Below are 23,967 nucleotides of genomic sequence, written 5' to 3' on the forward strand. Positions count from 1 at the left end.
GGGCCTCGCCGACTCGCAGGGGAACCACGCCATGAATCAGATGCTGACGCCGTCTCCCGACGGTTATCACGACCATCAGGGTGGAGATAATAAAGTACAGGCTAATAAAACACGTCGACTGGGATTCAGCAGCCGTTTGACATTGATGATCGTGTCACTGGTGCTGGTGTCGGTGATCGTGGTCGCCAGCCTGGTGTATATCCAGTATCGCCAGTCCTATACCCAGGCAACGCTCAATCAGCTCCAGGGCACCGGTGAAATGATGACGGAGTCGTTCAGTCAATGGCTGGATGCCCGTCAGGACGAAATGCGCTATATCGCCGGACTCGATCCGGTGCGCCAGGTCGAGGTCGAGCAGATCGATCACCTGCTGGCGCAGGTCGCTGCCCAGGACGGCTACTACGACACCATCTTCTTCGTCGGTGCGGATGGCCGGGGGGTATCCGGGGTCGGCTACGATGACGGCGTCGAGGTGATGTCGCCGAGCGTGGCCGCGGAGTTCGATGTCGCCGATCGTGCCTGGTTCCAGCAGGCCATTCAGGGCGAGATGGTGTTCTCGCAGCCGCTGGTATCGCGGGCCACCGGCAATCAGGTCAGCAATGTGGTGGTGCCGGTCTATGACGGCGGCGGCGACGTGGTCGGGGTGGTGCGCGCCGCGGTACGTCTGGGGGTACTGTTCGAACGCATGGCCGAGATGTCGCGGGGCGGCAGCTCGGACACCTTCCTGCTAGCCAGCGACGGCACCCCGGTGACCCCGGTCGCCGCACTGGGTGGCGCTGAGGGCACGCTTACCACCCGCGCTGCCGAGGCGGTAGCGGCGGGCGAGGCGGGCGTTGGTCAGTACCGTGATGCGGCCGGCACGCCGGTGATCGGCAGCTTTACCTACCTGCCGCGTCTCGATTGGGGGCTGGTGGTGGAGATGCCCGAGGGCGAGGCACTGGCCGATGTGAACCGGGTGTTCTGGCTGCTGATAGCGATTACCGCGGTGATCGTGGTGGTGGCGGTGCTGTTCAGCCTTGGGGTGGTGCGCTCAGTGGTCAAGACCCTGGGCGGCGACCCCCAGCAGGCCAGCGACGTGGTGCGGCGCGTGGTCGATGGCGACTTGACCATGCGGGTACCGGTCAAGGCCGGTGATACCACCAGCCTGCTGGCGCATATCGACGAGATGCAGACCAATCTGCGGCGCATGATGGCCGACATCAAGGGCACCGCCGAGTCGGTGAGTACCGCCAGTGGCGAGATTGCCCAGGGCAACGAGGACCTGGCCAGCCGCACCGAGGAGCAGTCCTCGTCGCTGGTCGAGACCGCCACCAGCATCGAACAGATGACCGCCACCGTGCGCCAAACCGCCGATTCTGCGGGCCAGGCCGAGCGACTGTCGCGTGAACTGGACGACAAGGCGCGCCAGGCCGGCGGCGTGGGCACCGAAGCGGCAGCCGCCATGCAGGCGATCAAGGACGCCAACCAGCGGGTGGTAAGCATCATCGAGGCCATCGACGCGATCGCTTTCCAGACCAACCTGCTGGCCTTGAATGCCTCAGTGGAGGCGGCGCGTGCCGGCGAACACGGCCGCGGCTTCGCGGTGGTGGCCTCCGAAGTGCGCCAACTGGCCGGGCGCTGCGCCGATGAGGCCAATCAGATTCGCGAGGTGGTCAATACCAGCGTCGAGAAGGTCGACGAGGGCGAGGCGCTGGTCGCCGACGCCAGCCAGCAGCTGCTGGCCATCGCCGACGGCGTCAAGCAGGTCACCAGTTTCGTTGGCGAGATCGCCACCGCGGCCACCGAGCAGTCCACCGGGATCGAGCAGATCAACCAGGCGGTCAGCCAGCTCGAGGAGGTGACGCAGCAGAATGCGGCGCTGGTCGAGCAGGCCTCGACCTCGAGCCAGTCGCTCAAGGACCAGGCCCGCGAACTGGCACGGCTGATTCAGCGCTTCAAGGTCGAGGAGGGCCAGGCGGCGCTGCCGAGCTACTGAGGGAGGCGCGACGGACGGCGGTTTGCTGCTAAGGTGGAATATCACTAAGGGCCATGTCAGTTGCCTCTGAGCGAAGGACGCCGGGGACAGGCCGAAGAGGAGGTTTGCGCCATGGATGGCGCAAGGTAGCGCCCAGGGACGGGTTTACAGCGCCTCCTCGAAGACCTGTCGACGGATCAGTCCGAGCGGAACTGCCTATCTGCCATTGCCCTGTTATTAACTTGCCAACCTTGACAAGGAGCCGCCATGCGACTGCAGCACGCCACCTGGCAGGAGGTCGAGGCCTACCTGACCCGTCACACCGGCATCATCGTGCCGATCGGCTCCACCGAGCAGCATGGTCCCAACGGCCTGGTGGGGACCGATGCGATCTGCCCAGAAGCGATCGCCTGGGCCCTGGGGGAGCGCCACGATGTATTGGTGGCGCCGACCCAGAACATCGGCATGGCCCAGCATCATCTGGCTTTTCCCGGCACGCTGAGTCTGGCCCCCAGCACCCTGATCGCGGTGCTGCGCGACACCATCGTATCGCTGGCCCGCCACGGGTTCACGCATGTGTTCTTCCTCAACGGCCACGGCGGCAACATCGCCACCATCAAGGCGGCCTTCGCCGAGGTCTATACCCAACGCAGTCTGGACGGCGATGATCAGCCACTGAACCTGTCGCTGTACAGCTGGTTCAGCGGCCAACGCGGCCGCGAACTGGCAGCCTCCTTGTACGGCGACGCCGAGGGCAACCACGCCACGGCGTCGGAGGTGGCGCTGTCGTGGTATGCCGCTGGCGTTGAGAAGTCGGTGGCGATGTCGCCACGTCTGGCGCCCAAGGGCAGCGCCGATTGCGATGCCGATACCTTCCGCCGGCGCTTCCCCGACGGCCGCATGGGATCCGATCCCTCACTGGCCAAGGTCGAGCACGGCAAGCGCTTCCTGGAAACCGGGGTCGAGGATGCCTGGGAGGCCTATCGGGCGTTCCTGGCCGGCTGAGCACGCATTGCCAGGTGCCCCGCTTTCATTGGACCATGGCGCTTTACCGCTATCAGGAACACAGCATGCCGATCGTCACCATTCAGCAGTTCCCCCGCGATGTGGAGCAGAAGCGCGAGTTGGCCAAGCGCATTACCGCGGCGTTCGTTGAGGTATATGAGGCCAAGCCGGAGTCGGTACAGGTATTCTTCAGCGAAGTCGAAAGCGAGGATTGGGCCAAGGGCGGAGTGATGGGCTGCGACCTCACGTCGAATTGAGCACTGCGGCACCTAATGGCGCGGCCACGGTCACAGCGGTCATGCTTACCTTGCTAACAGACTCATGAATGTGACCCTCACGCTGGTCGCCCTTACGGTGCTCGTCTCGGCGCTGGGCTGGATGCAGCCTGCGCTCAAGCGGGCGCTGATCTACTGGCCGCCAGGCGTGGCGCAGGGGCAGTGGTGGCGCTTGATCAGCCACGGGCTGCTGCATGCCAATGTCACGCATCTGGCCTTCAACATGGTCACCCTCTACGTGTTTGGCACGGTGATGGAGCTGGTGCTGGTGCCGCATATCGGGGTGCTGGGGTTCGTGCTGTTCTATGTCGCGGGACTGCTGATTGCGATACTGCCAACCCATCTACGCCATCGACGTGATGCCAGTTACTTGAGCCTGGGCGCGTCCGGGGCGGTGGCGGCGGTGCTGTTCGCCTATATTCTGCTGCGGCCGTGGTCGCTGCTGTTCGTGTTCGTGGTGCCGGTGCCGGCGATCGCCTTTGCCGCGCTCTATGTGATCTACTCGCTGTGGGCGCAGCGCCATGCCGATGATAATGTCAATCACAGCGCCCATCTGTGGGGCGGCGCCTGGGGGTTAACGTTCATGCTCGGGCTGATGGCCTCGACCTATCCCAATGAGCTGATCTGATGATACGCGTACTGGTCTCGCTGGCGGCGATATATGGCTTGGTGGTGGTGTTGATGTGGGCTTTTCAGGAGCGCCTGCTGTACCTGCCCCACGCCGGTCGCGAGCACGTCAGCACCCCGGCTGATCGCGGTCTGGCGTGGGAAGAGGTGACCCTGACCACCCAAGACGACCTGGCCCTCGATGCCTGGTGGATCCCCGCCCCCGAACCGCGCGGCAGCCTGCTGTTCTTCCACGGCAACGCCGGCAATATCTCGCATCGTCTGGAGAGCATCGCTCAATTCCAGCGCCTGGGGCTGTCGGTACTGATCATCGATTACCGCGGCTACGGTCGCAGCGAGGGTCGGCCCTCCGAAGACGGTACGGCGCTGGATGCTCGCGCCGCCTGGCAGTGGCTGCGCGACGACGCCGGGCTGGCGGCCGAGGAGATCGTGGTGTTCGGCCGCTCGCTGGGTGCGGCGGTGGCCGCCGAGCTGACGGCGAGTCTCGAGGAGCAGCAGGCGCCCCCCGCGGCGGTGATTCTCGAGTCGCCGTTCCGCTCGGTGCCGGAGCTGGCCCAGCGGCTCTACCCGTTCCTGCCGGCGCGCTGGCTGGCGCGTATCGACTACCCGGTGGAGCGCTATGTGGCCCAGATTTCTGCGCCGCTACTGGTGGTCCACAGCCGTGACGACGAGGTGATTCCGTATGCAGAGGGGGAAGCGGTCTATGCGGCGGCGTCCCCACCCAAGCAGCTGCTGACCATTCGCGGTGGTCACAACACCGGCTTCGTGGATAGCGAAGCCGACTATCTGGCGGGCATCGACGCCTTCCTGGCCGAACAAGCCGACCTGCCCGCTACCCGCTGAGCTTCTACACTCTGGTGATAAGTGACTGGAGACCGCCATGGATTACACCGCCTATCGCCAGATCCTCGCCGAGACGCAGGCGCTCAGCGAGCTGCCGTTCAATGATGACGAGTATGAGGCGCGCCTGAGCAGGGTGCGCGCCGCGATGCAGCACTGGGAACTCGATGCGCTGCTGCTCACCGACCCCGCCGATATCAACTACCTCACCGGTTACCACACCTTCGAAGTCTCGGTGCACGCTTGCCTGGTGTGTACCGCCGAGCGCCTGGTGCTGCAGGTGGCGTCCATCGAGACCGGGGCGGCGGTGGTGACCGCCCGCGCCGACGAGATCCTCGGCTACCGCTGGGAAAATCCCGATGAGGTCATCGCGCCGCTGTGCGATCTGTTGATGCCCTGTGCAGCGGTGGGCATCGATGGCTGGCATGCCGGCTTGCGGCATGGGGTGATGGCGGCGCTGGCGGCGCGACTCGGCAGCGCGCGATTCCAGGAGGCGGGCGCGCTGCTCGACGGCGTACGTATCGTCAAGAGCGACGCCGAGCTTGCCTGTCTCAGGGAGAGCGCACGGATCACATCGGCCGGGCTCGAGGCGGCAATGGCGGTGATCCGTCCCGGAGTGACCGACAACGAGGTGGCCGCCGAAGGTGCCCGGGCGCTGCTGGCCGCGGGTAGCGAGTTCATGAGCCTGCAGCCGATCGTCACCAGCGGCGAGCGCATCGGGGTGATTCACGTCAATCACAAGCGCCGGGTCATTGCGGCGGGGGATCCGGTGTTCCTCGAGTTCGGCGCCGCCTATCAGCGCTACACCGCGCCGATGATGCGCACCGCCGTGGCCGGGCGCGCCAGCACCGAGATGCAGGCCGTCGCCGATCTGTGCCATGAGCTGTACGAGGTGCTGTGCCGGCATATGCAGCCGGGTGACTCCTTCGATGCCGCGGCTCAGGCCGCCGAGGCGGTGCTGTCACCCTGGCAGGCGCGGCTGTTCCACTCGGGGGTGTTTGGCTATGCGGTGGGCGCGCAATTTCCGCCCAGCTGGGTCGAGGGCAGCGGCTATATCGCCCGAGGGCAGGCGCGCCAGTTCGAGGTCGGGATGGTCTTCCACCTGCCGCTATGCCTGCGCCTGCCCGGGCAGTGGGGCGTCGGTCTCAGCGACACCGTGATGGTCACCGAGCGCGGCGGCGTGGCACTGACCGACAATGACTGGCGGCTCCACGAACTGCCTGTCTGAGCGAGACGTCAGGCAGGCGGGTCAGGGTTAGGCCTCGGCGGGCAGCTCGGCGTTATGGAAGACGTTCTGCACGTCGTCGAGGTCGTTGAGCATGTCGAGAAATTTCTCGAACATCGCCACGTCGTCGCCCTCTACCGGGGTGGTGGTCTGAGGGACGAACTGGATCTCGTCGACCTCGAAATCGAGCTCGCCGAAGGCATCGATCAACGCCTGCTTGGCCTTGGCATACTCGGTGTGCGGGGCGAATACGGTGATCTGGCCATCCTCGTTCTCGATGTCGCTGACGTCGACGTCGGCCTCCATTAGCGCTTCCAGGGCGGCTTCTTCGTCCTCACCGCGGTAGGCGAGAATCGCACAGTGGTCGAACATATGGCTGACGCTGCCGGGGGTGCCGATCTTGCACTTGGTCTTGGTGAAGCAGGCGCGCACGTCGCCAAAGGTACGGTTGGGATTGTCGGTCAGGCAGTCGACGATCACCATGCAGTTGCCCGGTCCGAAGCCTTCGTAGCGGGCCGGTGAGAAGTCCTCGCCGCCGGCGCCGCTGGCCTTGTCCAGCGCCTTATCGATGACGTGAGAGGGCACCTGGTCCTTCTTGGCGCGCTCGATCAGGCCGCGCAGGCTCAGGTTGCTGGCGGGATCGGTGCCACCCTGCTTGGCGACCACGTAGATCTCACGACCATACTTGCTGTAGACCTTGGTCTTGGCGGCGGCCGTCTTGGCCATGGATTCCTTGCGGTTCTGAAAGGCCCTGCCCATATCGTTGTCCTGTCTGCTCATCAATACGGCCAGAATGTTACTCAACAAGCCGCAGCGGGAACAGGGTTATTTGCCGCATGGCAGGCCCTGGCAATGAGTGCCATTCTGAACCCGAACACACCTTATGTGGCCTATACGATGACCGAGAGGGCCATCAAGGAGATTGCATGTTGAGGTTGCTACCACGACGCTTGTTGGCATCGCTGCTGACGGGCGTGATGTTGAGTGCCGCCGCCAGCCTGGCGGTGGCCCGAGATCTCGCCGCCGACCCCGATGACATGATCGAGGTGGAGATCGCCACCGTAGGGGTAGCAGGGGCGATGGGGCCGCCGGTGGTGCTGCTGCGTGAACCCGGCGGCGAGGACGTGATTCCGATCTTCATCGGCCCCAACGAGGCTGAGGCCATCCTGCGCGCACTGCGCGGTGATCGGCCGCGGCGGCCGCTGACCCATGAATTGCTCAATGACGTGATCGACGGCCTCGAGGCACGCCTGGCACGGGTCTACGTCGACGCGCTGCAGGACAATACCTTCCTCGGCATGCTCGAGCTGGAGATCGATGGCCGCGACGAGCCAGTACGCATCGACAGCCGCCCCAGTGACGCCCTGGCGCTGGCGCTGCAGGCCGGTGCTACCATCCATGTGGCGCCCGAGGTACGTGAAGCGGCGCGGCAAATCGAGTATGAGGGGCTGGAGGATAGCGTGGTGGCAGCGCTGGGTATCACGGTGACTCGCGTCAGTCAGGATCTACGTGACGCGCTTGGCCTGCCCGACGATGATGGCTTGCTGGTCAGCGACGTCAGCGGTGCCGCCGAGGAGGCGGGCATGGCGCCGGGGGCGCTGCTGCTGTCGGTCAACGATCAGGTGCCGTCGTCGCCGATGAACTTCCTCGAGCTGGTACGCGATACCCCTGCCGATGAAGACGCACAGCTGCGCTACTGGCAGGAGGGTGAGGTGCAGGAAATTGCCCTCTCCACCGACGTGCCAACGCCGCGGCCGCGAGGCCGTGGGGCGCAGGAGCCCGACGAGGAGCCGGGCATCCGGCTATAAACCGCGGCGTCGCGAAACATAGCGCGCTAATATAAACTGTTGACGCTTGGCGGCCGGCCTATGCCGGCCGCATGTCGTTCTCAGGAGTCATCGTGTCGCTGTTCGTCGGCGCGGCCTTTGTGGCCGTGGTATTTCTTACCTCGATGCTGTCGGGGGTATTCGGCATGGCCGGCGGCCTGGTGCTGCTGTGGTTCCTGCTGCTGCTGTTTCCGGCCACCACGGCGATCGCCGTCCACGGGGTGATCCAGATGACTGCCAATGGCGCGCGGGCCTGGCTGTCGAGGCAGTTCATCGTCTGGCGAGTCGTGGTGCTGATGACCCTTGGCGTGCTGGTCGCGGCGGGCCTGCTGCTGTGGATAGGCTACTCGCCGGATACGGCGACGGTGTCGATTCTTATCGGCCTGATGCCGATCCTGGTGTGGATGCCTCGCTACTGGTTCCAGCTCGACGCCAGCCGGCCCAGCCATGCGCTGACCTGCGGAGTGGTCTCCGGCGGCTTGACCATCGCCGCCGGGGTGTCCGGGCCGCTGATCGATATCTTCTTCGTGCGTTCGCGCATGGACCGCCGCCAGATCGTTGCCACCAAGGCGATGATCCAGGTCGTCTCCCACGCCATCAAGATCCTCTTCTATCTCGGTTCGGCGCTGGCCCTGAGCGCCGGCGAGTGGGGCATCATCCTCCTCGCCGCGCCCTTTGCGATGCTCGGCACCAACGCCGGTAACCGCATCCTGGCACGGCTTACCGATGCCAACTTCCGCGCCTGGACGCGCTGGATCGTCACCGCCATCGGCGCTTTCTATCTGGTGCAGGGGCTCTTCCTGATTGCCACGGGCTAAGTCAGTCGCGGACTCGGGTCAGCCCTTCTTGGGCGCTGGAGGCCACCAGCCGGCCGTGGCGGTCGTAGATGCTGCCGCGGGCAAAGCCACGCGCGCCGCCGGCCCAGGGGCTGTCCATGTCGTAGAACAGCCAGTCGTTGACCCTGACGTCCTGATGGAACCACAGCGCATGGTCGAGGCTGGCGATCTGCAGGCGCGGGTCGCCGAACTTGATACCCTGCGGCACCAGGCTGGTGGTCAGCAGGTTGAAGTCGGAGCTGTAGGCGAGCAGATAGCGATTGAGCGCGGCGTCGTCAGGCAGCTCGCCGGCAAGCCGGAACCACAGCTGCTTGTGTGCCGACTGGCCGGGCTGATAGCGATCGTCGAGATGCAGGAATTCGATGGGATGGCCGTCGAAGCTCAGTACCTTGGCGCCGTTGGCGATCAGGGTGTCGGGATCGTCGAGGGCAGGCATCTCGCGCTGGTGGGCGTGGCCCTGCTCCTCGCCGTGGAAAGAGGCACTGCAGAAGAAGATCGGCTTGCCGCGCTGGATGGCGGTGACGCGACGGGTGGTGAAACTGCCACCATCGCGCACCGCGTCGACCTGATAGACCACCGGGCGCTTGGGATCGCCGGGACGCAGGAAGTAGCCGTGCTGGGAGTGCACCCGGCGCGCCGGGTCGACGGTCTGGCTGGCCGCCGACAGTGCCTGGCCAAGGACCTGGCCGCCAAACAGCTGGGGAAAACCGAGGTCCTGGCTGTGGCCTCGGAACAGGTTTTCCTCGATCATTTCCAGGCCTAGCAGGGCAACCAGGTCATCCAGAGCGCGGGACATGTCAGACTCCTCAGGGTGGATCGGGGCGAAATGAGCGGCCGAGGGTGGCGCTCATACGGTTGTTTCATTTTATCAGGATTCGGGTGGCCAATGGCGATGCGCAGCGACGATTTCTACATGCACCGTGCCCTGGACCAGGCGCGCCTGGCGCTGGCGGCGGGCGAAGTGCCGGTGGGGGCGGTAGTGGTGGACCCCGCGGGTGAGATTATCGGTGCCGGCTTCAATGCGCCGATCGCTGAGCATGACCCCAGCGCCCACGCCGAAATGCAGGCGATACGGGCCGCCTGTGAGCGGCTCGGCAACTATCGTCTCGATGGCTGCACGCTCTATGTCACCCTGGAGCCGTGCATGATGTGCAGCGGTGCGCTGATTCATGCGCGCCTGGCACGGGTGGTCTACGGCGCTGCCGAGCCCAAGACCGGCATGGTCGAATCGCGGGCCAACCTGTTCGCGCAGCCCTGGCACAACCATCGGGTCGAGGTCGTGGGTGGACTGCTCGCGGTACAGGCCAAACGGCTGCTGCGCGATTTTTTCGCCGCGCGCCGCGATGCGCCGGACGTCTAGCGGGGTGAGAGCTGGCTGGATGGATCGCCGGGCGTGACCAGGGCGCGCCCGCTGACCACGCGATTGCGGCCCGTCGCCTTGGCGTCGTACAGCGCTTCGTCGGCGACCTGCATCAGCTGGCCGATATCCAGTTCGCCGTGGAACTGGGTAGCAATGCCGATACTGACGCTGAGGCGTTGGCCGTCGTGGTGATGCAAGTCAGCCGCGGTGATCGCCAGTCGCAGCCGTTCAGCGAGTCGCTCGGCCTGTTCGGCGTCTATCCCGGGCAGGCAAGCGACGAACTCCTCGCCGCCGTAGCGCGCGAACAGCCCGTCCCGCTCGGTGATGACCCGGCGGCCGATTTCGCCCAGATGGCGCAGATAGCGGTCTCCCGTCAGGTGGCCGAGGTGGTCGTTGATGCGTTTGAAATGATCGACATCGCAGATCATCACGCTCAGCGGACGTTGTTCGGCGTGGGTGTCGAGGGTCTCCATGAACAGCCGGCGATTGGGCAGTTTGGTGAGATCATCGTGACGCGCCAGCCACTCCACCTCACGCTGCAACACGCTGCGCGCCTGCACCTCACGGCGCAGCTCCTGATTGGCATGGTGCGCGGCGCGGTGCTGGTTGGCGAGGCGCTGGTAGGCAAACAGCACCATATACAGCAGGTAGGCGAAGGTCAGGCCCACCAGCAGCCCGACTTCGGGTAGCCGAGCGCGCTGCATCAGCAGCGTGGTACGCCCTGGCAGGGCATCGAGCTGCAGCGGCTGACCGCCGACGTCGATGGTGAAGCGGTGTCGCCAGGCAACCCGATCGTCGAGGGTGCCGACGCTGGCCAGCAGCTGTTCGCCAGCGTGCAGGCGCAACGCCTGGGCGCGCGTGTCGATGGCATTGAACAGGGTATCGAGCAGTGCCGGCAGGCTGACCACCATGGCGGTGGCGCCGAGGATCTCGTTGCGGGTGTTGCGTACCGGGAGGTAGTGGATGATGCCCGGTACGCCCTGCAGCAGGTCGATGGTGCCGGTGCTGCCCTCACGGCCATGAATCAAGGCCTCGCTGAGGGCGGCGCGCCCCTCAGGCTGATCGTCGAACAAACGCGCGCCGAGGGCATTTTCATTGCCTTGGAGCGGGTAGACGCGGGTGATCTCGCTGCTGGGCACGATGAAGGCGATATTCAGGAAATAGCGATAGTCGCGATGGTAGCGGCTGGCCTGGCGGGCCCAGGCCGCCTCGCTGGGCGGCGTGTCATAGAGCTCCCAGAAACTGACGAAACGTCGCATGGCGGCGAGATGGTCGGCGTTCTCGCGCTCGAAGTCCTCGGCCAGGGCCCGGCTCTGGTCGGCGCTGGCGTGAAACTGCCGGCGGTCCTCGAGGGTGGTCTGCTGGTGCCAGAACAGCAGCGCTACCAGGCTCAGCGTCAGGCCTGCCAGTAGGGGGCGGCGAAGCCGGGGAAGTTGCTGGCGACGGCGCTGAATCAGCAGGCTGGCTTGAGCTACAAGCAGGCAGCCGGCGGCGGCTAGCAGCAGCGGCGTTGCGGCGTGATCGAGTACCCAGATACTGGTTGCCCATTGCTGGTCGAGGGCCTGGGTAAGCAGCGTCAGTCCGGCCAGTGCCAGCAGCAGCGGGGCGCCGAGTGCCAGGCGCAAGTTAATCAGCAGGCTGACGGTGAGCAGGCCCAGACTCAGGACCATCAGCGCCGGTGGGCGCCAGTGGTAGGCATTGGTGCTATCGCCCAGCGCCTCGGGTAGCGGGCTAAGCCAGGCGTTCCAGTGGGCGATACTCAGCCAGTATTCGGGCAGCAGATAGCTGGCCATCGCCAGCAGTTGAACCAGCAGCAGGGGCGCGAGCAGCCAGACGCGGAGGCGCCATGGACGGTCGAAACGCCAGTGGGCCACGGCCAGCAGGGCCAGCAGCAGGGCACTGCTGTGGTGAGCTGGCGCGGTATCCTGGCCCATCAGGCCCAGCAGCGCGAGCGTCAGGGCCAGCAGGGGGGCGATTCGCGTCATGCTCCTCCTCTCGACGTGGTGGTATCAGAGCACCGGAGGGATGACGTCGAACAGATGGCTGTCGTCATCGTCGTCCGGTAGGCGCTCGTTGAGCTGATGAAACTGCTGCTGACTGCGGTCAACGTAGTCGAGAATCTCGTAGTAGCGGCGAATATTGCGCACATAGATCACCGGCTCGCCACCGCGGGCATAGCCGTGGCGGGTCTGGCTGTACCACTCGCTGTTCTGCAATAGCGGCAGCGCCTCGCGTACGTCGGCCCAGCGGTCGGGGTCGCCGCCGCGCTGCTCAGCGATACCCCGGGCATCATACAGATGGCCTAGCCCGACATTATAGGCGGCCATGGCCATCCACAGGCGATCGTCACCGTTGATCGACTCGGGTAGACGTTCCTTCATTTGACGGAGGTAGCGGGCGCCACCGTCGATGCTCTGCTGTGGGTCGAGGCGGTCGCTGACGCCGAGCTCCTCGGCGGTGGGGTTGGTCAGCATCATCAGGCCGCGCACCCCGGTGGGTGAGGTGGCCTCGGGGTCCCAGTGGGATTCCTGGTAACCCAGGGCGGCGAGCAGCTTCCAGTCGAAGCCACTATCACGGGCCGCCTGGCGGAACAGGTCGGCGTACTCGGGAAGCTTGTTGCGCACGTGGCTGATGAAGATCCGCGCCCCGACGTACTCCAGGTAGTCGTCATGACCGAAGTAGCGGTCGATCAGTTCATCGAGGGTGCCGTCCTGCTGCAGCATGTCGAGAAACTCGTGGGCGCGCTGCTGAAGCGCCGCGCCTTGGCCGGCGGGAAAGGCCCAGGCCATCGACAGCGGCTCGCCCAGTGGAAAGCCCAGCTCGACCTCGGGAAAGAACAGCCGATTGATCTTGAACTGGTGCTGATGGACGACCGCGGCGTCGAGGCTGCCGCTCTCGATACGCTGTAGCAGGTCGGCGACTTCCAGCTCATCGGACTCCTTCCAGCTCAGCTCGGGAAGCTCCTGCTGCAGCTCGCGCAGGATCCGCCCGGTACCCGAGCCGCGTAGGCTGGCAATGCTGAGGCCGCGCAGGTCATCGATATCGCGCACCGGTGGCAAACCGCGGCGATAGACCACTAGCGGCTGCAGGGTGAGAATCGGCCGGCTATAGATCAGCTCGGGTTGCTCCAGATCCAGGGGTAGCGCTGCCGCCCCGATGTCGGCGTGCCCCAGGCGCACTGCCTCGAGCACCTGCTCGACGTTGGGCTCGGTATCCATCGACAGGCTGAGTCCGAGGTGCTCGGCGAAGCGCCGCGCCAGATCGTACTCGAACCCGGTGGGACCGTGGCGACCTTCATAGTAGGTGGTGGGGGTATTGCGCGTATGCACGGCCAGGAAGGCGCGGGCCTGGATGGTATCCCACTGGGGGGCGTGCGGTGTCGGTTGGTGCGGCGCTAGCCACATCAGCGCGACACCGATGCACGTCAGCAGATAGCCGCGCGAGTGGCGGCGCAGATGGGACAGTAAGGCCTTGAGCATGCAGGAGCCGATCGGCAACGGGACCCTCCACGATAGCGGGCGCAGAACGCCCTGTCACCTGCGCGGATTTCGCGCCCCGGGTGCTTTCCAGTATCATGTGCGCTCGTTGCCGCCGGCCGCGGCCCTCATTTCGCTTTCACCAGAGGCTCGATCGACCATGCTTGAACTGCGAGGTGCGCCTGCCCTTTCTGCTTTCCGACATGCCAAGCTGCTGGCCACCCTGCGCGACCGGGTCCCCGAGGTCGACACGCTGCACGCCGAGTACGTCCACTTCGTCGACCACGACGGTGACCTCGATGCCGACGAGCGTCGGCTGCTCGAGCGACTCCTCGACTACGGCAGCGAGGCAGGGGCGGCGAGCGAGGGCCATCTATTCCTGGTGGTGCCACGTATCGGCACTCAGTCACCGTGGTCGTCCAAGGCCACCGATATCGCGCGCAACTGCGGCCTGACCAAGGTGCGCCGGGTGGAGCGCGGCGTGGCCTATCGGGTGCGGCTGAACGGCACGCTCTCCGAGGCGGCCTTCGATGCCATTGTCGCTATCCTGCACGACCGCATGACCGAGACGGTGCTGGCCAATGCCAGCGACGCGGCGCGGCTGTTCGCCCACCACGACCCGGCACCGTTGGGCCAGGTGGACATCCTCGAGGGCGGCCGCGCAGCGCTGGCCGAGGCCAACGTCCAGTTGGGCCTGGCGCTGGCTGAGGATGAAATCGACTACCTGCTCGAGGCGTTCCGGGAGCTGGGCCGTAACCCGGCCGACATCGAACTGATGATGTTTGCCCAGGCCAACTCCGAACACTGTCGGCATAAAATCTTCAATGCCGACTGGGTCATCGACGGCGAAGCGCAGTCCCACTCGCTGTTCAAGATGATCAAGAACACCTACCGGGCCTCGCCGGATGACATCCTCTCCGCCTACAGCGATAACGCCGCGGTGATCACCGGCAGCAAGGCGCCGCGCTTCTTCGCCGCGCCGCTGACTGGCAAGGCCGGCGAGCGCGCCCGCTACGCCGCCCATGAGGAGCCGATTCAGATCCTGATGAAGGTGGAGACCCACAATCACCCCACGGCGATCGCGCCGCATCCGGGGGCGGCCACCGGTGCCGGCGGCGAGATCCGTGACGAGGGCGCCACCGGCATCGGCGGCAAGCCCAAGGCGGGCCTGACCGGCTTCAGCGTCTCCAACCTGCGCATCCCCGAGTATGTACAGCCCTGGGAGGCCTTCGACTACGGCAAGCCGGAACGCATCGTCAGTGCCCTTGAGATCATGCTCGAGGCGCCCATCGGCGGTGCCGCCTTCAACAATGAGTTCGGGCGTCCCAATCTGGCCGGCTACTTCCGTACCTACGAGCAGGACGCGCTGGGTCGCGACGGCATCGAGCGGCGCGGCTACCACAAGCCGATCATGCTCGCCGGCGGTTACGGCAACATTCGCGACGGCCACGTGCAGAAGGGCGAGATCCCGGTGGGTGGCAAGCTGATCGTGATGGGCGGTCCGGCGATGCTGATCGGCCTCGGCGGCGGCGCGGCCTCGTCGATGGCCTCGGGCAGCTCCAGTGAAGACCTCGACTACGCCTCGGTACAGCGCGACAACCCCGAGATCGAGCGTCGCGTCCAGGAAGTGATCGACCGCTGCTGGGCACTGGGCGACAGCAATCCCATCCGTTTCATCCATGACGTAGGCGCCGGCGGGCTCTCCAATGCCCTACCCGAACTGGTCAAGGACGGCGGTCGCGGCGGGCGCTTCTCGCTGCGCGCGATTCCCAACGCCGAGCCGGGCATGAGCCCGCTGGAGATCTGGTGCAACGAGGCTCAGGAGCGCTACGTGCTGGCGGTGGCCCCCGACGATCTCGAGGCCTTCGATGCGCTGTGCGAGCGCGAGCGCTGCCCCTATGCGGTGGTCGGCGAGGCCATCGAGGCGCATCACCTGGAAGTGCGCGACGGGCATTTCGAGACCCAGCCGGTCGACCTGCCGATGAGCGTGCTGTTCGGCAAGCCGCCGAAGATGACCCGTGAGTTCCAGCGTGAGTCGCCGGTGTTATCCGCAGTGATGCTCGACAATCTCGACCTTCGCGAAGCGCTAGACCGGGTGCTGCGACTGCCGGCGGTAGCCTCCAAGAGCTTCCTGATCACCATCGGTGACCGCTCGATCACCGGCCAGGTGGCCCGCGATCAGATGGTTGGCCCCTGGCAGGTGCCGGTGGCCGATGTGGCGGTGACCACGGCGAGCTTCGACACCCATGCCGGCGAGGCCATGGCGATGGGCGAGAGGGCGCCGGTGGCACTGGTCGATCCCGCCGCCAGCGCGCGGCTGGCAGTGGCCGAGTCGATCACCAACCTGGCCGCCGCACCGATTGCCAAGCTCGGCGACATCAAGCTCTCGGCCAACTGGATGAGCGCTGCCGACCATCCCGGCGAGAATCAGGCGCTGTATGACGCCGTCCATGCGGTGGGCATGGAGCTCTGCCCGGCACTCGGCATTGCCATTCCGGTGGGCAAGGACTCGATGTCGATGCGTACTGCCTGGCAGGCGGAGAGCGACAAGGGTGACGTCGAAGACAAGAGCGTTACCGCGCCGCTCACTCTCGCCGTCACCGGGTTTGCGCCGGTGACCGATGCGCTCCAGACCCTGACCCCGCAGATCAATCTCGAGCAGGATGAATCCGACCTGATCCTGATCGACCTGGGCGGCGGCCAGAATCGCCTCGGCGGCTCGGCACTGGCCCAGGTCTACGGCCAGGTCGGCGACGAGTGCCCGGACGTCGATGACCCGGAAGACCTCAAAGCCTTCTTCGAGGTGATCCAGGGGCTCAACCGCGACGGCAAGCTGCTGGCCTACCACGACCGCAGCGACGGCGGCCTGCTGGTGACCCTGCTGGAGATGGCCTTCGCCGCCCGCGCCGGCCTCGAGATCAAGCTCGACTGGCTGATCGACGAGCCGGTGGATGCCTTCAATGCGCTGTTTGCCGAAGAGCTCGGCGCGGTGATCCAGGTCAACCGCCAGTACACCGAAGAGGTGCTGACGCAGTTCGCCGCTGCCGGCCTCGAGACCTGCGGGGTGATCGCCCGGCCGCGCTACGATGACCAGGTACGGGTGACGCTGTTCGAGGAGCCGCTGCTGGAAACCACGCGGCTGCTGACTCAGCGGACCTGGTCCGAAACCAGCTACCGGATGCAGGCGCTGCGCGATAACCCTGACTGCGCCAAGAGCGAGTTCGACGGCCTGCTCGACGACCGCGACCCGGGCCTGACGGCACAGCCCAGCTTCGATGTCGACGACGACGTTGCGGCGCCCTTCGTCAATACCGCGCGCCCGGCCATGGCGGTGCTGCGCGAGCAGGGCGTCAACGGCCAGGTGGAGATGGCCTGGGCCTTCGACCGCGCCGGCTTCGAGGCGGTCGACGTGCATATGAGCGATATTCTCGCCGGTCGGGTGTCGCTGGACGACTTCAAGGGCCTGGTGGCCTGCGGCGGCTTCTCCTACGGCGACGTGCTCGGCGCCGGCGGGGGCTGGGCCAAGTCGGTACTGTTCAATGAACGCGCCCGCGAGCAGTTCGCGGCCTTCTTTGGTCGCGACGACAGCTTCGCCCTTGGCGTGTGTAATGGCTGCCAGATGCTCTCCCAGCTCAAGGAGTTGATCCCCGGCGCCGACAACTGGCCGCGCTTCGTGCGCAACGAGTCGGAGCAGTTCGAGGCGCGGGTGTCGATGGTGCAGGTCGAGGAGAGTCCGTCGATCCTGCTGGCCGGTATGCAGGGCTCCAAGCTGCCGATCGCCGTGGCTCACGGCGAGGGGCGCGCCGAGTTCCGCGACAGCGGCCATCTGCGCGCCATGCAGGGCAGCAGCCAGATCGCGCTGCGCTACGTCGACAACTACGGCCAGGTCACTAGCCGCTATCCGGCCAACCCCAACGGCTCGCCGTCGGGGATTACCGGCCTGACCACCCCGGACGGCCGGGTCACCATCATGATGCCGCACCCCGAGCGGGTGGCACGCGCGGTGACCAACTCCTGGCGTCCGGCCGAATGGACCCAGGACGGCGCCTGGCTGCGGCTGTTCCGCAATGCCCGGGTGTGGCTCGGCTGACCCGGCGGCGTGCCAATGCGTGACCCGAACAAGGCGGCCTGCGGGCCGCCTTCGCCGTCTTCACCGCCGGCGCTGCGCCCCTATCAGCAACAGGCGGTGGGCCGAGTGGTCGAGCACTTTCGTGCCAGCGATGAGCCGGCGGTGGTGGTGCTGCCTACCGGCAGCGGCAAGTCGCTGGTCATCGCCGAACTGGCGCGCCTTGCCCGGGGGCGGGTGCTGGTGCTGGCCCACGTGCGCGAACTGGTCGAGCAGAATCATGCCAAGTACCTGGCCTACGGCCTGGAGGCGGATATCTTCAGCGCCGGCTTGGGGCGCAAGGAGAGCGGCCGCCAAGTGGTATTCGGCTCGGTGCAGTCGGTGGTCAGGCATCTGCACGCCTTCGACTCGCCCTCCCAAGGGCACGGCCAGTTCACCCTGTTGGTGATCGACGAGTGCCACCGGGTCTCGCTGGACGAGGGATCGAGCTATCGCCAGGTGATCGAGCACCTGCAGCGGCAAAATCCGCGGCTCAAGGTGCTAGGCCTCACCGCCACGCCCTACCGCCTGGGGCAGGGCTTCATCTACTACCGTCACCATCACGGCATGGTGCGTGGTGACGAGACCTGCTTCTTCCGCGACTGCGTGTTCGAGCAGCCGCTGCGGCTGATGGTCAAGCAGGGCTACCTGGCGCCACCGACGCGGGTTGACGCCGCGGTCGAACGCTACGACTTCTCGACGCTCTCCCCGGCGGCCAGCGGCCTGTATCGTGAAGAGGAACTTAACCGGGTGGTGGCCGGCCACCGTGCCACGCCGGGGATCATCGCCGAGATTGTCGAGCGCGCCGCCGAGCGCCAGGGGGTGATGATCTTCGCCGCTAGTGTCGCCCACGCCGAGGAGGTCCTCGGCTACCTGCCCCGCGCCGCGGCGGCGTTGATCACCGGCGCCACGCCGGGGCGCGAACGCGAGCGCCTCATCGGCGCCTTCAAGGACCGTGAGATCAAGTACCTGGTCAACGTGGCGGTGCTGACCACCGGCTTCGATGCGCCCCACGTCGACCTGATCGCCATCCTGCGCCCCACCGAGTCGGTGGGCCTCTATCAGCAGATCGTCGGTCGCGGCCTGCGCCTGGCCCCAGGCAAAGGGGATTGCCTGATCCTCGACTACGCCGGCAACCCCTGGGATCTCTACGCGCCGGAGGTGGGCTCGCCGAAACCCGCCAGCGACGCCGAGCCGGTACAGGTCGAGTGCCCCGAGTGTGGACACGCCAACCTGTTCTGGGGCAAGCGCGACGGCGAGCTGGTGATCGAGCACTACGGCCGCCGCTGCCAGGGGCTGGTGGAGGACGCGTCGGGCACGCGTCGCCAGTGCGATTTTCGCTTTCGCTTCAAGGTGTGCGGCGAGTGCGGCGTCGAGAACGATATCGCCGCGCGGCGCTGTCACGGCTGCCAGACGCTGCTGGTGGATGCCGACGACAAGCTCAAGGCGGCGCTCAAGCTCAAGGATGCCCGGGTGCTGCGGGTTAGCGGCATGCAGCTCGAGGCCACCCTCAACGGTCGCGGCATGCCGCGGCTCAAGGTCACCTACCACGATGAGGACGGTGCCACTCTGGTCGAGTGGTTCGCCCTCGAGACCCCGGCCCAGCGCGGCGCCTTTCATGCGGTCTTCCTGCGCGACCATCTGCGTGCCCCCGGCCTGCCATGGCGGCCGACCTCACCGGATGACGTGATCGCCGAGCAGCGCCGCCTGCGCGCGCCGGACTTCGTAGTGGGTCGCAAGGTCGGCCGCCACTGGCAGGTGCGCGAGAAGCTGTTCGACTACAGCGGGCGCTATCGCAAGGCTGACACGGCGGAGTAGCAAGCGCTATGTCCCCACAGGTTGATTCGCGAAGTCGAGAGGCTTGCCACCACCATAAAGTTAGTTAGAATAACTAACTTTATGGTGGTGGGGTGTATCATGGCGCTCGAAGCGGACTTGAAGGACTTGGGCTGGGAAATATGGAACCGCTGGCGGGAGCATGGCCGGCGCAGCGGCAGCATGGAGCTGACCGCTGCGGAGCTCGACTACCTCTATGCCTTGCTCTCGACGCCGGATGGGATGCGCCTCACGCAACTGGCCGCTTTGCTGCGGGTGAGCAAGGCCTCGGCGAGCACCATGGTCGGCAAGCTGGAGGCGCGTGGCTACCTCTACCGTTCGGCCTGTCCAGAGGATGGGCGCGCCGTGCTCTTGCATGCCTCGGACAAGGCGCGACACATCGAGAAGGAAGAACACGACGTCTATGCCGAAACCGCCGCTGCACTACGCCAGGGGCTGGATGAGCAGGAGCGGCGTGAGCTGGAGAGGTTGCTGGACAAGGCCTGCAAGGGGCTCAGGAGGGACGACTGATGCATTCCGGCTCGATTACCCGCACCTACTGGCGCTACACCCTACCTGCCGTCATGGCGCTGATGGTCAGCGGCCTGTACCAGGTGGTGGATGGCATTTTCATCGGTCATGCCGTCGGCGAGCCGGGGCTGGCCGGCATCACCATGGCCGTACCAGCCGTCATCGTGCTGCTGGCAGTGGGATTGATGCTGGGCGCTGGCGCAGGTGCCCAGTGCTCCATCGCTCATGGCCGCGGGGACGCGCCGCGGGCGGCATTGATGCTAGGGCAGGGCGGCTGGCTGCTGGTGCTGCTTGGGGCCCCGGTGGGCGTCATCCTGCTGTTTGCTGGAGAAGCCTTCGTGGCCTTCCAGGGGGCCACTGGAGAGGTGGCACAACTCAGCGGCGACTATCTGGCGGTGATGGCCTGGGGGGCACCGCTGGTGATGGCCAGCCTGGCCTTGCCGTTCTGGGTGCGCAACCTTGGCGCACCCCGCCTGGCGACACTGGCCATGGTCACGGGAGGCTTGGCCAATATTGCCTTCGACTACGTCTTTATCCTGTGGCTGGGCTGGGAGCTGCAAGGGGCGGCCCTGGCCACGCTGCTGGCGGAGAGCTTCACTGTCCTGATCTGTGTGGGCTTCCTGGTGAGTCGCAAGCCACCCATCCGGCTGAGTTGGCAGCCGTTGCGTCTCAGCGCTTGCCGATCCGTGCTGAGCACCGGGGGCGCCAGCATGGTGATGTACCTCTATCTCGGGGTGGTGACGGTACTGCACAACATGCTGCTGATGCACTATGGCGGTGCGGTGCAGGTCGCGGCCTATGCCATCACCGGCTATCTATTAGCCTTCTACTACATGTTCGCCGAGGGGGTGGCCAACGGCATGCAGCCCCTGATCAGCTATTTCCACGGTGCGCGACGGCGTCCCGATATCAAGCGAGTCTTTCGGCTCGGCCTTTATACCGGGCTGGGATTCGGTCTCGTGATGGTGGCGGCGCTGATGCTGTGGCCCGGGCGTATCGTCGGCATCTTCATCTCCGACGACGCCAGGCTTCTGGCGGCGACCACCAAGGGGGTTCGTCTGCACCTCTTCGCGCTGTTCCTCGACGGCTTCATCGTGTTGGCGGCCTGCTTCTTCCAGTCGATGGGCATGGGGCGCCAGGCGATGCTGATCACGCTTGGGAATATCGTGATCCAGTTGCCCTTTTTGGCCGTGCTGCCGCTGGTGATGGGGTTGAACGGGGTGTGGTTGGCACTGCCGCTCTCCAATCTGGTGCTGGCTTCCGTGGTACTGGCGATGGTGCGGCGGCGTTGGCAGCATCTCGAAGGAGTTGCCTAGCGGTGCCGGGTCCCCCGGCGCTGTCTGAGCCGGCACCATCTTGCTAGACTGCACGTTTGATTGATGCGCTGTGCCGAGAGTCGCTGCAGGAGCCGAGCCACGCGTGAGCGAGACACCCACCACCGTCGTCGAAGAGAACCAAGCGCCGCAGCAGGGCGAGCTCTTCGCGCGGGTGCTCGACGAGCCGGTCTATGCGCCACCGGAGGATCTGTATATTCCGCCCGAGGCGCTGCGGGTGTTTCTCGAGACCTTCGAGGGGCCGCTCGACCTGCTGCTTTATCTGATCCGCCGTCAGAACTTGGATATCCTGGCCATCGACGTGGCCGCCATCACCCATCAGTACATCGAGTACGTCGAGCTGATGCAGGCGATGGAGATCGAGCTGGCCGGTGAGTACCTGCTGATGGCAGCGATGCTGGCCGAGATCAAGTCGCGTACCCTGCTGCCGCGCCCCCCCAAGGGGGATGATGAGGATGACGAGGGCGATCCGCGCGCCGAGCTGATTCGTCGCCTGCAGGAGTATGAGCGGCTCAAGCATGCCGCCGAGACGCTGGGTGAGCTGCCGCGGCTGGGGCGCGACTGGTTTCCGGCCCAGGCCGGGCTGCCGCCACTGGAGTCGCGGGTCATCCATCCCGACGTCGAGCTCGACGAGCTATTGGCGGCGCTATCGGGTATTCTGCGCCGCGCCGAGCTGACCCAGTCGCACCAGATCAGCCGCGAAGTGCTGTCGACACGTGAGCGCATGCTGGCGATCATGGCCAGGCTCGAGCATCAGCACTACACCCCCTTCGAGGCGCTGTTCACCCTCGAGGAGGGGCGCGCCGGGGTGATCGTGACCTTCATGGCGATTCTCGAGCTGGCCAAGGAGGCAATGATCGAGATCGTGCAGAATGCGCCGCTATCGCCGATTCACGTGCGCGCGCGGCTGGCCAGCGATGCTGGCGAGGCGCCCGATGCCGCCGAGGACGAGGCGGGCGAGAGCCCGTTCGATGACCATGAGGAAGCGTTACCACCATCATGAACACGCGCATCAGCGATCCGGTAAGCCCCCTGGATGAGATCCTCGAGGCGGCGCTGCTGGCCGCCGGCGAGCCGCTCTCGCCGGAGCGGCTTGAGGCGCTGTTCGACGAGCATGAGCGACCGCCGCGGCGCGAGCTGCGCGAGGCGCTGGTACGCCTCGGCGAGCGCATGGAGCACGGCGCGCTTGAACTGATCGAGACCGCCTCGGGCTTCCAACTGCGGATTCGCTCGCGGCTCTCGCCGTGGGTGTCGCGACTGTGGGACGAGCGCCCGCAGCGCTACTCGCGGGCGCTGCTCGAGACCCTGGCGCTGATCGCCTATCGTCAGCCGGTGACCCGTGGCGATATCGAGGAGGTGCGCGGGGTGGCGGTGAGTAGCTCGATCATGCGCACGCTGACCGAGCGCGGCTGGATCCGTGTGGTCGGTCAGCGTGACGTGCCAGGGCGGCCGTCGGTGTATGCCACCACCCGGCAGTTTCTCGACGACTTCGGCCTCAAGACGCTGGACGCGCTGCCGCCGATGCACGAGCTCAAGGATTTCGACGCGTTGCATGCAGCCCTAGAGCAGGGCGCGACGGACGGCGCCGCACAGGAGCGCGAGGCAGCCGAACAAGAGGCACCACAGCAGCAGGCGACGACCGGGACGGTCGACGCCGAATCACACGCCGGGACGGCGTCCACGCGGCCTGGGCTGAGCTTCGCCGATCTCGAAGCCCGCCTGGCCGAACGTGCCCCCGAGAGCGTCGACGATGACGGACACGGGGACGCGAAATCCTCTACAGACGAGATGTCAGAAGACCCATGACGACTACCACTGAAAAATTGCAGAAGGTGCTGGCACGTGCCGGCCTTGGCTCACGCCGCGAGATGGAAACCGCGATCAGCGCCGGGCGCGTCAAGGTCAATGGCAAGTTGGCGACCCTCGGTGACCGTATCGAGATGCGCGACAAGGTCACCTTCGACGACCGGCCCGTGACCCTGCGCGGCGCCGACGAGACCCCGCGCAGGGTGATCATGTACAACAAGCCCGAGGGCGAACTGTGCACGCGCAAGGACCCGGAAGGGCGGCGCACCGTATTCGAACGGCTGCCGCGCCTCAAGGGCGAGCGTTGGATCGCCATCGGTCGCCTGGATATCAATACCAGCGGTTTGCTGCTGTTCACCACCGACGGCGAACTGGCCAACAAGCTGATGCACCCCTCCACCGAGGTGGAGCGCGAATACGCGGTGCGGGTGATGGGCGAGGTGCGTCGCGAGCAGGTGGTGGCGATGGTCGAGGGCGTGATGCTCGACGACGGGCCGGCGCGTTTCAGCGACGTGCAGGAGTTCGGCGGCGAGGGCATCAATACCTGGTTCCACGTGGTGATCCTGGAGGGCCGCAACCGTGAAGTGCGCCGGCTGTGGGAGTCCCAGGGCCTCACCGTTAGCCGCTTGAAGCGGGTGCGTTACGGCAATATCTTCCTCGACAAGCGCGCCAGGGCCGGTGAGTGGACCGAGCTGACCCAGGATGAGGTCGACGATCTCGCGAGCCTTGCGGGGCTTGCCAGCCGCAAAGTCCCGGAGCTGACCCCGGACGAGAAGAACCGCTGGAGCCGCGACAAGAACAAGCGGCGCCCGGTGCAAGCGATGCGCAAGCCCAAGGGCACGCGTAAGTCTTGAGGTAGGAACGAAACGCCCTGTGGTTGGCACAAAAAGGCTTGTCATCATGGGGCGCCATGGGTAATATGTGCGCCCTGTCGGGAGGGGAAACATGACGT

General features: G+C 66.0%; 20 protein-coding genes. 16 read left to right on the plus strand and 4 right to left on the minus strand.

Features of this window, described 5'->3' with window-relative positions:
- Positions 1-31: 31 nt before the first annotated feature.
- From BLT16_RS11450 to BLT16_RS11475, 6 genes are all read left to right on the plus strand, one after another.
- Positions 32-1,975, plus strand: a complete 1,944-nt coding sequence (locus tag BLT16_RS11450) for a methyl-accepting chemotaxis protein (protein WP_089658652.1) — start codon at positions 32-34, stop codon at positions 1,973-1,975.
- Positions 1,976-2,221: 246 nt separating this feature from the next.
- On the plus strand, positions 2,222-2,959 hold the full coding sequence (locus BLT16_RS11455) for a creatininase family protein (protein WP_089658653.1): 738 nt from the start codon (positions 2,222-2,224) through the stop codon (positions 2,957-2,959).
- Positions 2,960-3,024: 65 nt separating this feature from the next.
- Positions 3,025-3,216, plus strand: a complete 192-nt coding sequence (locus BLT16_RS11460) for a tautomerase family protein (RefSeq protein WP_089658654.1) — start codon at positions 3,025-3,027, stop codon at positions 3,214-3,216.
- Between the two features lie 64 nt (positions 3,217-3,280).
- Positions 3,281-3,862 carry a rhomboid family intramembrane serine protease gene (locus BLT16_RS11465; protein WP_089658655.1) on the plus strand — a complete coding sequence of 194 codons (582 nt, stop codon included), beginning with the start codon at positions 3,281-3,283 and terminating at the stop codon, positions 3,860-3,862.
- A complete protein-coding gene (locus BLT16_RS11470) occupies positions 3,862-4,704 on the plus strand; it encodes an alpha/beta hydrolase (RefSeq protein ID WP_089658656.1) in 843 nt (280 codons plus the stop codon). The genes BLT16_RS11465 and BLT16_RS11470 overlap by 1 nt, the downstream gene beginning before the upstream one ends.
- 37 nt (positions 4,705-4,741) lie before the next feature.
- A complete protein-coding gene (locus BLT16_RS11475) occupies positions 4,742-5,929 on the plus strand; it encodes a M24 family metallopeptidase (RefSeq protein WP_089658657.1) in 1,188 nt (395 codons plus the stop codon).
- Positions 5,930-5,956: 27 nt separating this feature from the next.
- On the opposite strand, the gene BLT16_RS11480 is transcribed toward BLT16_RS11475, so the two are convergent.
- On the minus strand, positions 5,957-6,685 hold the full coding sequence (locus tag BLT16_RS11480) for a YebC/PmpR family DNA-binding transcriptional regulator (protein ID WP_089658658.1): 729 nt from the start codon (positions 6,683-6,685) through the stop codon (positions 5,957-5,959).
- 167 nt (positions 6,686-6,852) lie between these two features.
- Between BLT16_RS11480 and BLT16_RS11485 the strand changes: the two genes are divergently transcribed.
- Both BLT16_RS11485 and BLT16_RS11490 read left to right on the plus strand, forming a co-directional pair.
- Entirely contained in the window at positions 6,853-7,734 is an 882-nt protein-coding gene (locus BLT16_RS11485) for a bifunctional nuclease domain-containing protein (RefSeq protein WP_089658659.1), read from the plus strand.
- Positions 7,735-7,826: 92 nt separating this feature from the next.
- On the plus strand, positions 7,827-8,570 hold the full coding sequence (locus tag BLT16_RS11490; protein ID WP_089658660.1) for a sulfite exporter TauE/SafE family protein: 744 nt from the start codon (positions 7,827-7,829) through the stop codon (positions 8,568-8,570).
- A 1-nt stretch (position 8,571) separates the two neighbouring features.
- On the opposite strand, the gene BLT16_RS11495 is transcribed toward BLT16_RS11490, so the two are convergent.
- Positions 8,572-9,384, minus strand: coding sequence for an acyl-CoA thioesterase (locus BLT16_RS11495; protein ID WP_089658661.1), 813 nt, complete (start codon positions 9,382-9,384; stop codon positions 8,572-8,574).
- Positions 9,385-9,480: 96 nt separating this feature from the next.
- Between BLT16_RS11495 and tadA the strand changes: the two genes are divergently transcribed.
- A complete protein-coding gene (tadA, locus tag BLT16_RS11500; protein ID WP_089658790.1) occupies positions 9,481-9,948 on the plus strand; it encodes a tRNA adenosine(34) deaminase TadA in 468 nt (155 codons plus the stop codon).
- Here tadA and BLT16_RS11505 read toward each other — a convergent pair.
- Entirely contained in the window at positions 9,945-11,933 is a 1,989-nt protein-coding gene (locus tag BLT16_RS11505; protein ID WP_089658662.1) for a GGDEF domain-containing protein, read from the minus strand. The genes tadA and BLT16_RS11505 overlap by 4 nt on opposite strands.
- Before the next feature lie 24 nt (positions 11,934-11,957).
- The gene (gene mltF, locus BLT16_RS11510; protein WP_089658791.1) at positions 11,958-13,427 is read right to left on the minus strand and encodes a membrane-bound lytic murein transglycosylase MltF; all 1,470 of its coding nucleotides are present in this window, start codon (positions 13,425-13,427) and stop codon (positions 11,958-11,960) included.
- A gap of 157 nt (positions 13,428-13,584) precedes the next feature.
- Here mltF and purL point away from each other — a divergent pair, with 157 nt between their 5' ends.
- The 7 genes from purL to rluB all read left to right on the plus strand — a co-directional run bounded on the left by purL (position 13,585) and on the right by rluB (position 23,869).
- On the plus strand, positions 13,585-17,514 hold the full coding sequence (purL, locus tag BLT16_RS11515) for a phosphoribosylformylglycinamidine synthase (protein ID WP_089658663.1): 3,930 nt from the start codon (positions 13,585-13,587) through the stop codon (positions 17,512-17,514).
- Between the two features lie 15 nt (positions 17,515-17,529).
- Positions 17,530-19,347 carry a DNA repair helicase RadD gene (gene radD, locus BLT16_RS11520; RefSeq protein WP_089658664.1) on the plus strand — a complete coding sequence of 606 codons (1,818 nt, stop codon included), beginning with the start codon at positions 17,530-17,532 and terminating at the stop codon, positions 19,345-19,347.
- Positions 19,348-19,446: 99 nt separating this feature from the next.
- The gene (locus tag BLT16_RS11525; protein ID WP_089658792.1) at positions 19,447-19,875 is read left to right on the plus strand and encodes a MarR family winged helix-turn-helix transcriptional regulator; all 429 of its coding nucleotides are present in this window, start codon (positions 19,447-19,449) and stop codon (positions 19,873-19,875) included.
- Positions 19,875-21,191, plus strand: a complete 1,317-nt coding sequence (locus BLT16_RS11530) for an MATE family efflux transporter (protein ID WP_089658665.1) — start codon at positions 19,875-19,877, stop codon at positions 21,189-21,191. Before BLT16_RS11525 ends, BLT16_RS11530 begins: the two co-directional genes overlap by 1 nt.
- 103 nt (positions 21,192-21,294) lie before the next feature.
- On the plus strand, positions 21,295-22,212 hold the full coding sequence (locus BLT16_RS11535; protein ID WP_089658666.1) for a segregation and condensation protein A: 918 nt from the start codon (positions 21,295-21,297) through the stop codon (positions 22,210-22,212).
- Positions 22,209-23,015, plus strand: coding sequence for an SMC-Scp complex subunit ScpB (gene scpB, locus BLT16_RS11540; protein ID WP_089658667.1), 807 nt, complete (start codon positions 22,209-22,211; stop codon positions 23,013-23,015). The genes BLT16_RS11535 and scpB overlap by 4 nt, the downstream gene beginning before the upstream one ends.
- Positions 23,012-23,869 (plus strand): 23S rRNA pseudouridine(2605) synthase RluB, encoded by an 858-nt coding sequence (gene rluB / locus BLT16_RS11545; protein ID WP_089658668.1) that lies wholly within the window; start codon positions 23,012-23,014, stop codon positions 23,867-23,869. The genes scpB and rluB overlap by 4 nt, the downstream gene beginning before the upstream one ends.
- The last annotated feature ends 98 nt before the right edge of the window (positions 23,870-23,967 follow it).

It is taken from the genome of Franzmannia pantelleriensis (assembly GCF_900102875.1).
Taxonomy (GTDB): domain Bacteria; phylum Pseudomonadota; class Gammaproteobacteria; order Pseudomonadales; family Halomonadaceae; genus Franzmannia; species Franzmannia pantelleriensis.

Bases quoted from the DNA above. Each gene is read 5' to 3' on its own strand.
- BLT16_RS11450 (WP_089658652.1), top strand. From the start codon at position 32: ATGAATCAGATGCTGACGCCGTCTCCCGACGGTTATCACGACCATCAG.
- BLT16_RS11455 (WP_089658653.1), top strand. From the start codon at position 2,222: ATGCGACTGCAGCACGCCACCTGGCAGGAGGTCGAGGCCTACCTGACC.
- BLT16_RS11460 (WP_089658654.1), top strand. From the start codon at position 3,025: ATGCCGATCGTCACCATTCAGCAGTTCCCCCGCGATGTGGAGCAGAAG.
- BLT16_RS11465 (WP_089658655.1), top strand. From the start codon at position 3,281: ATGAATGTGACCCTCACGCTGGTCGCCCTTACGGTGCTCGTCTCGGCG.
- BLT16_RS11470 (WP_089658656.1), top strand. From the start codon at position 3,862: ATGATACGCGTACTGGTCTCGCTGGCGGCGATATATGGCTTGGTGGTG.
- BLT16_RS11475 (WP_089658657.1), top strand. From the start codon at position 4,742: ATGGATTACACCGCCTATCGCCAGATCCTCGCCGAGACGCAGGCGCTC.
- BLT16_RS11480 (WP_089658658.1), bottom strand. From the start codon at position 6,685: ATGGGCAGGGCCTTTCAGAACCGCAAGGAATCCATGGCCAAGACGGCC.
- BLT16_RS11485 (WP_089658659.1), top strand. From the start codon at position 6,853: ATGTTGAGGTTGCTACCACGACGCTTGTTGGCATCGCTGCTGACGGGC.
- BLT16_RS11495 (WP_089658661.1), bottom strand. From the start codon at position 9,384: ATGTCCCGCGCTCTGGATGACCTGGTTGCCCTGCTAGGCCTGGAAATG.
- tadA (WP_089658790.1), top strand. From the start codon at position 9,481: ATGCGCAGCGACGATTTCTACATGCACCGTGCCCTGGACCAGGCGCGC.
- BLT16_RS11505 (WP_089658662.1), bottom strand. From the start codon at position 11,933: ATGACGCGAATCGCCCCCCTGCTGGCCCTGACGCTCGCGCTGCTGGGC.
- mltF (WP_089658791.1), bottom strand. From the start codon at position 13,427: ATGCTCAAGGCCTTACTGTCCCATCTGCGCCGCCACTCGCGCGGCTAT.
- purL (WP_089658663.1), top strand. From the start codon at position 13,585: ATGCTTGAACTGCGAGGTGCGCCTGCCCTTTCTGCTTTCCGACATGCC.
- radD (WP_089658664.1), top strand. From the start codon at position 17,530: ATGCGTGACCCGAACAAGGCGGCCTGCGGGCCGCCTTCGCCGTCTTCA.
- BLT16_RS11525 (WP_089658792.1), top strand. From the start codon at position 19,447: ATGGCGCTCGAAGCGGACTTGAAGGACTTGGGCTGGGAAATATGGAAC.
- BLT16_RS11530 (WP_089658665.1), top strand. From the start codon at position 19,875: ATGCATTCCGGCTCGATTACCCGCACCTACTGGCGCTACACCCTACCT.
- scpB (WP_089658667.1), top strand. From the start codon at position 22,209: ATGAACACGCGCATCAGCGATCCGGTAAGCCCCCTGGATGAGATCCTC.
- rluB (WP_089658668.1), top strand. From the start codon at position 23,012: ATGACGACTACCACTGAAAAATTGCAGAAGGTGCTGGCACGTGCCGGC.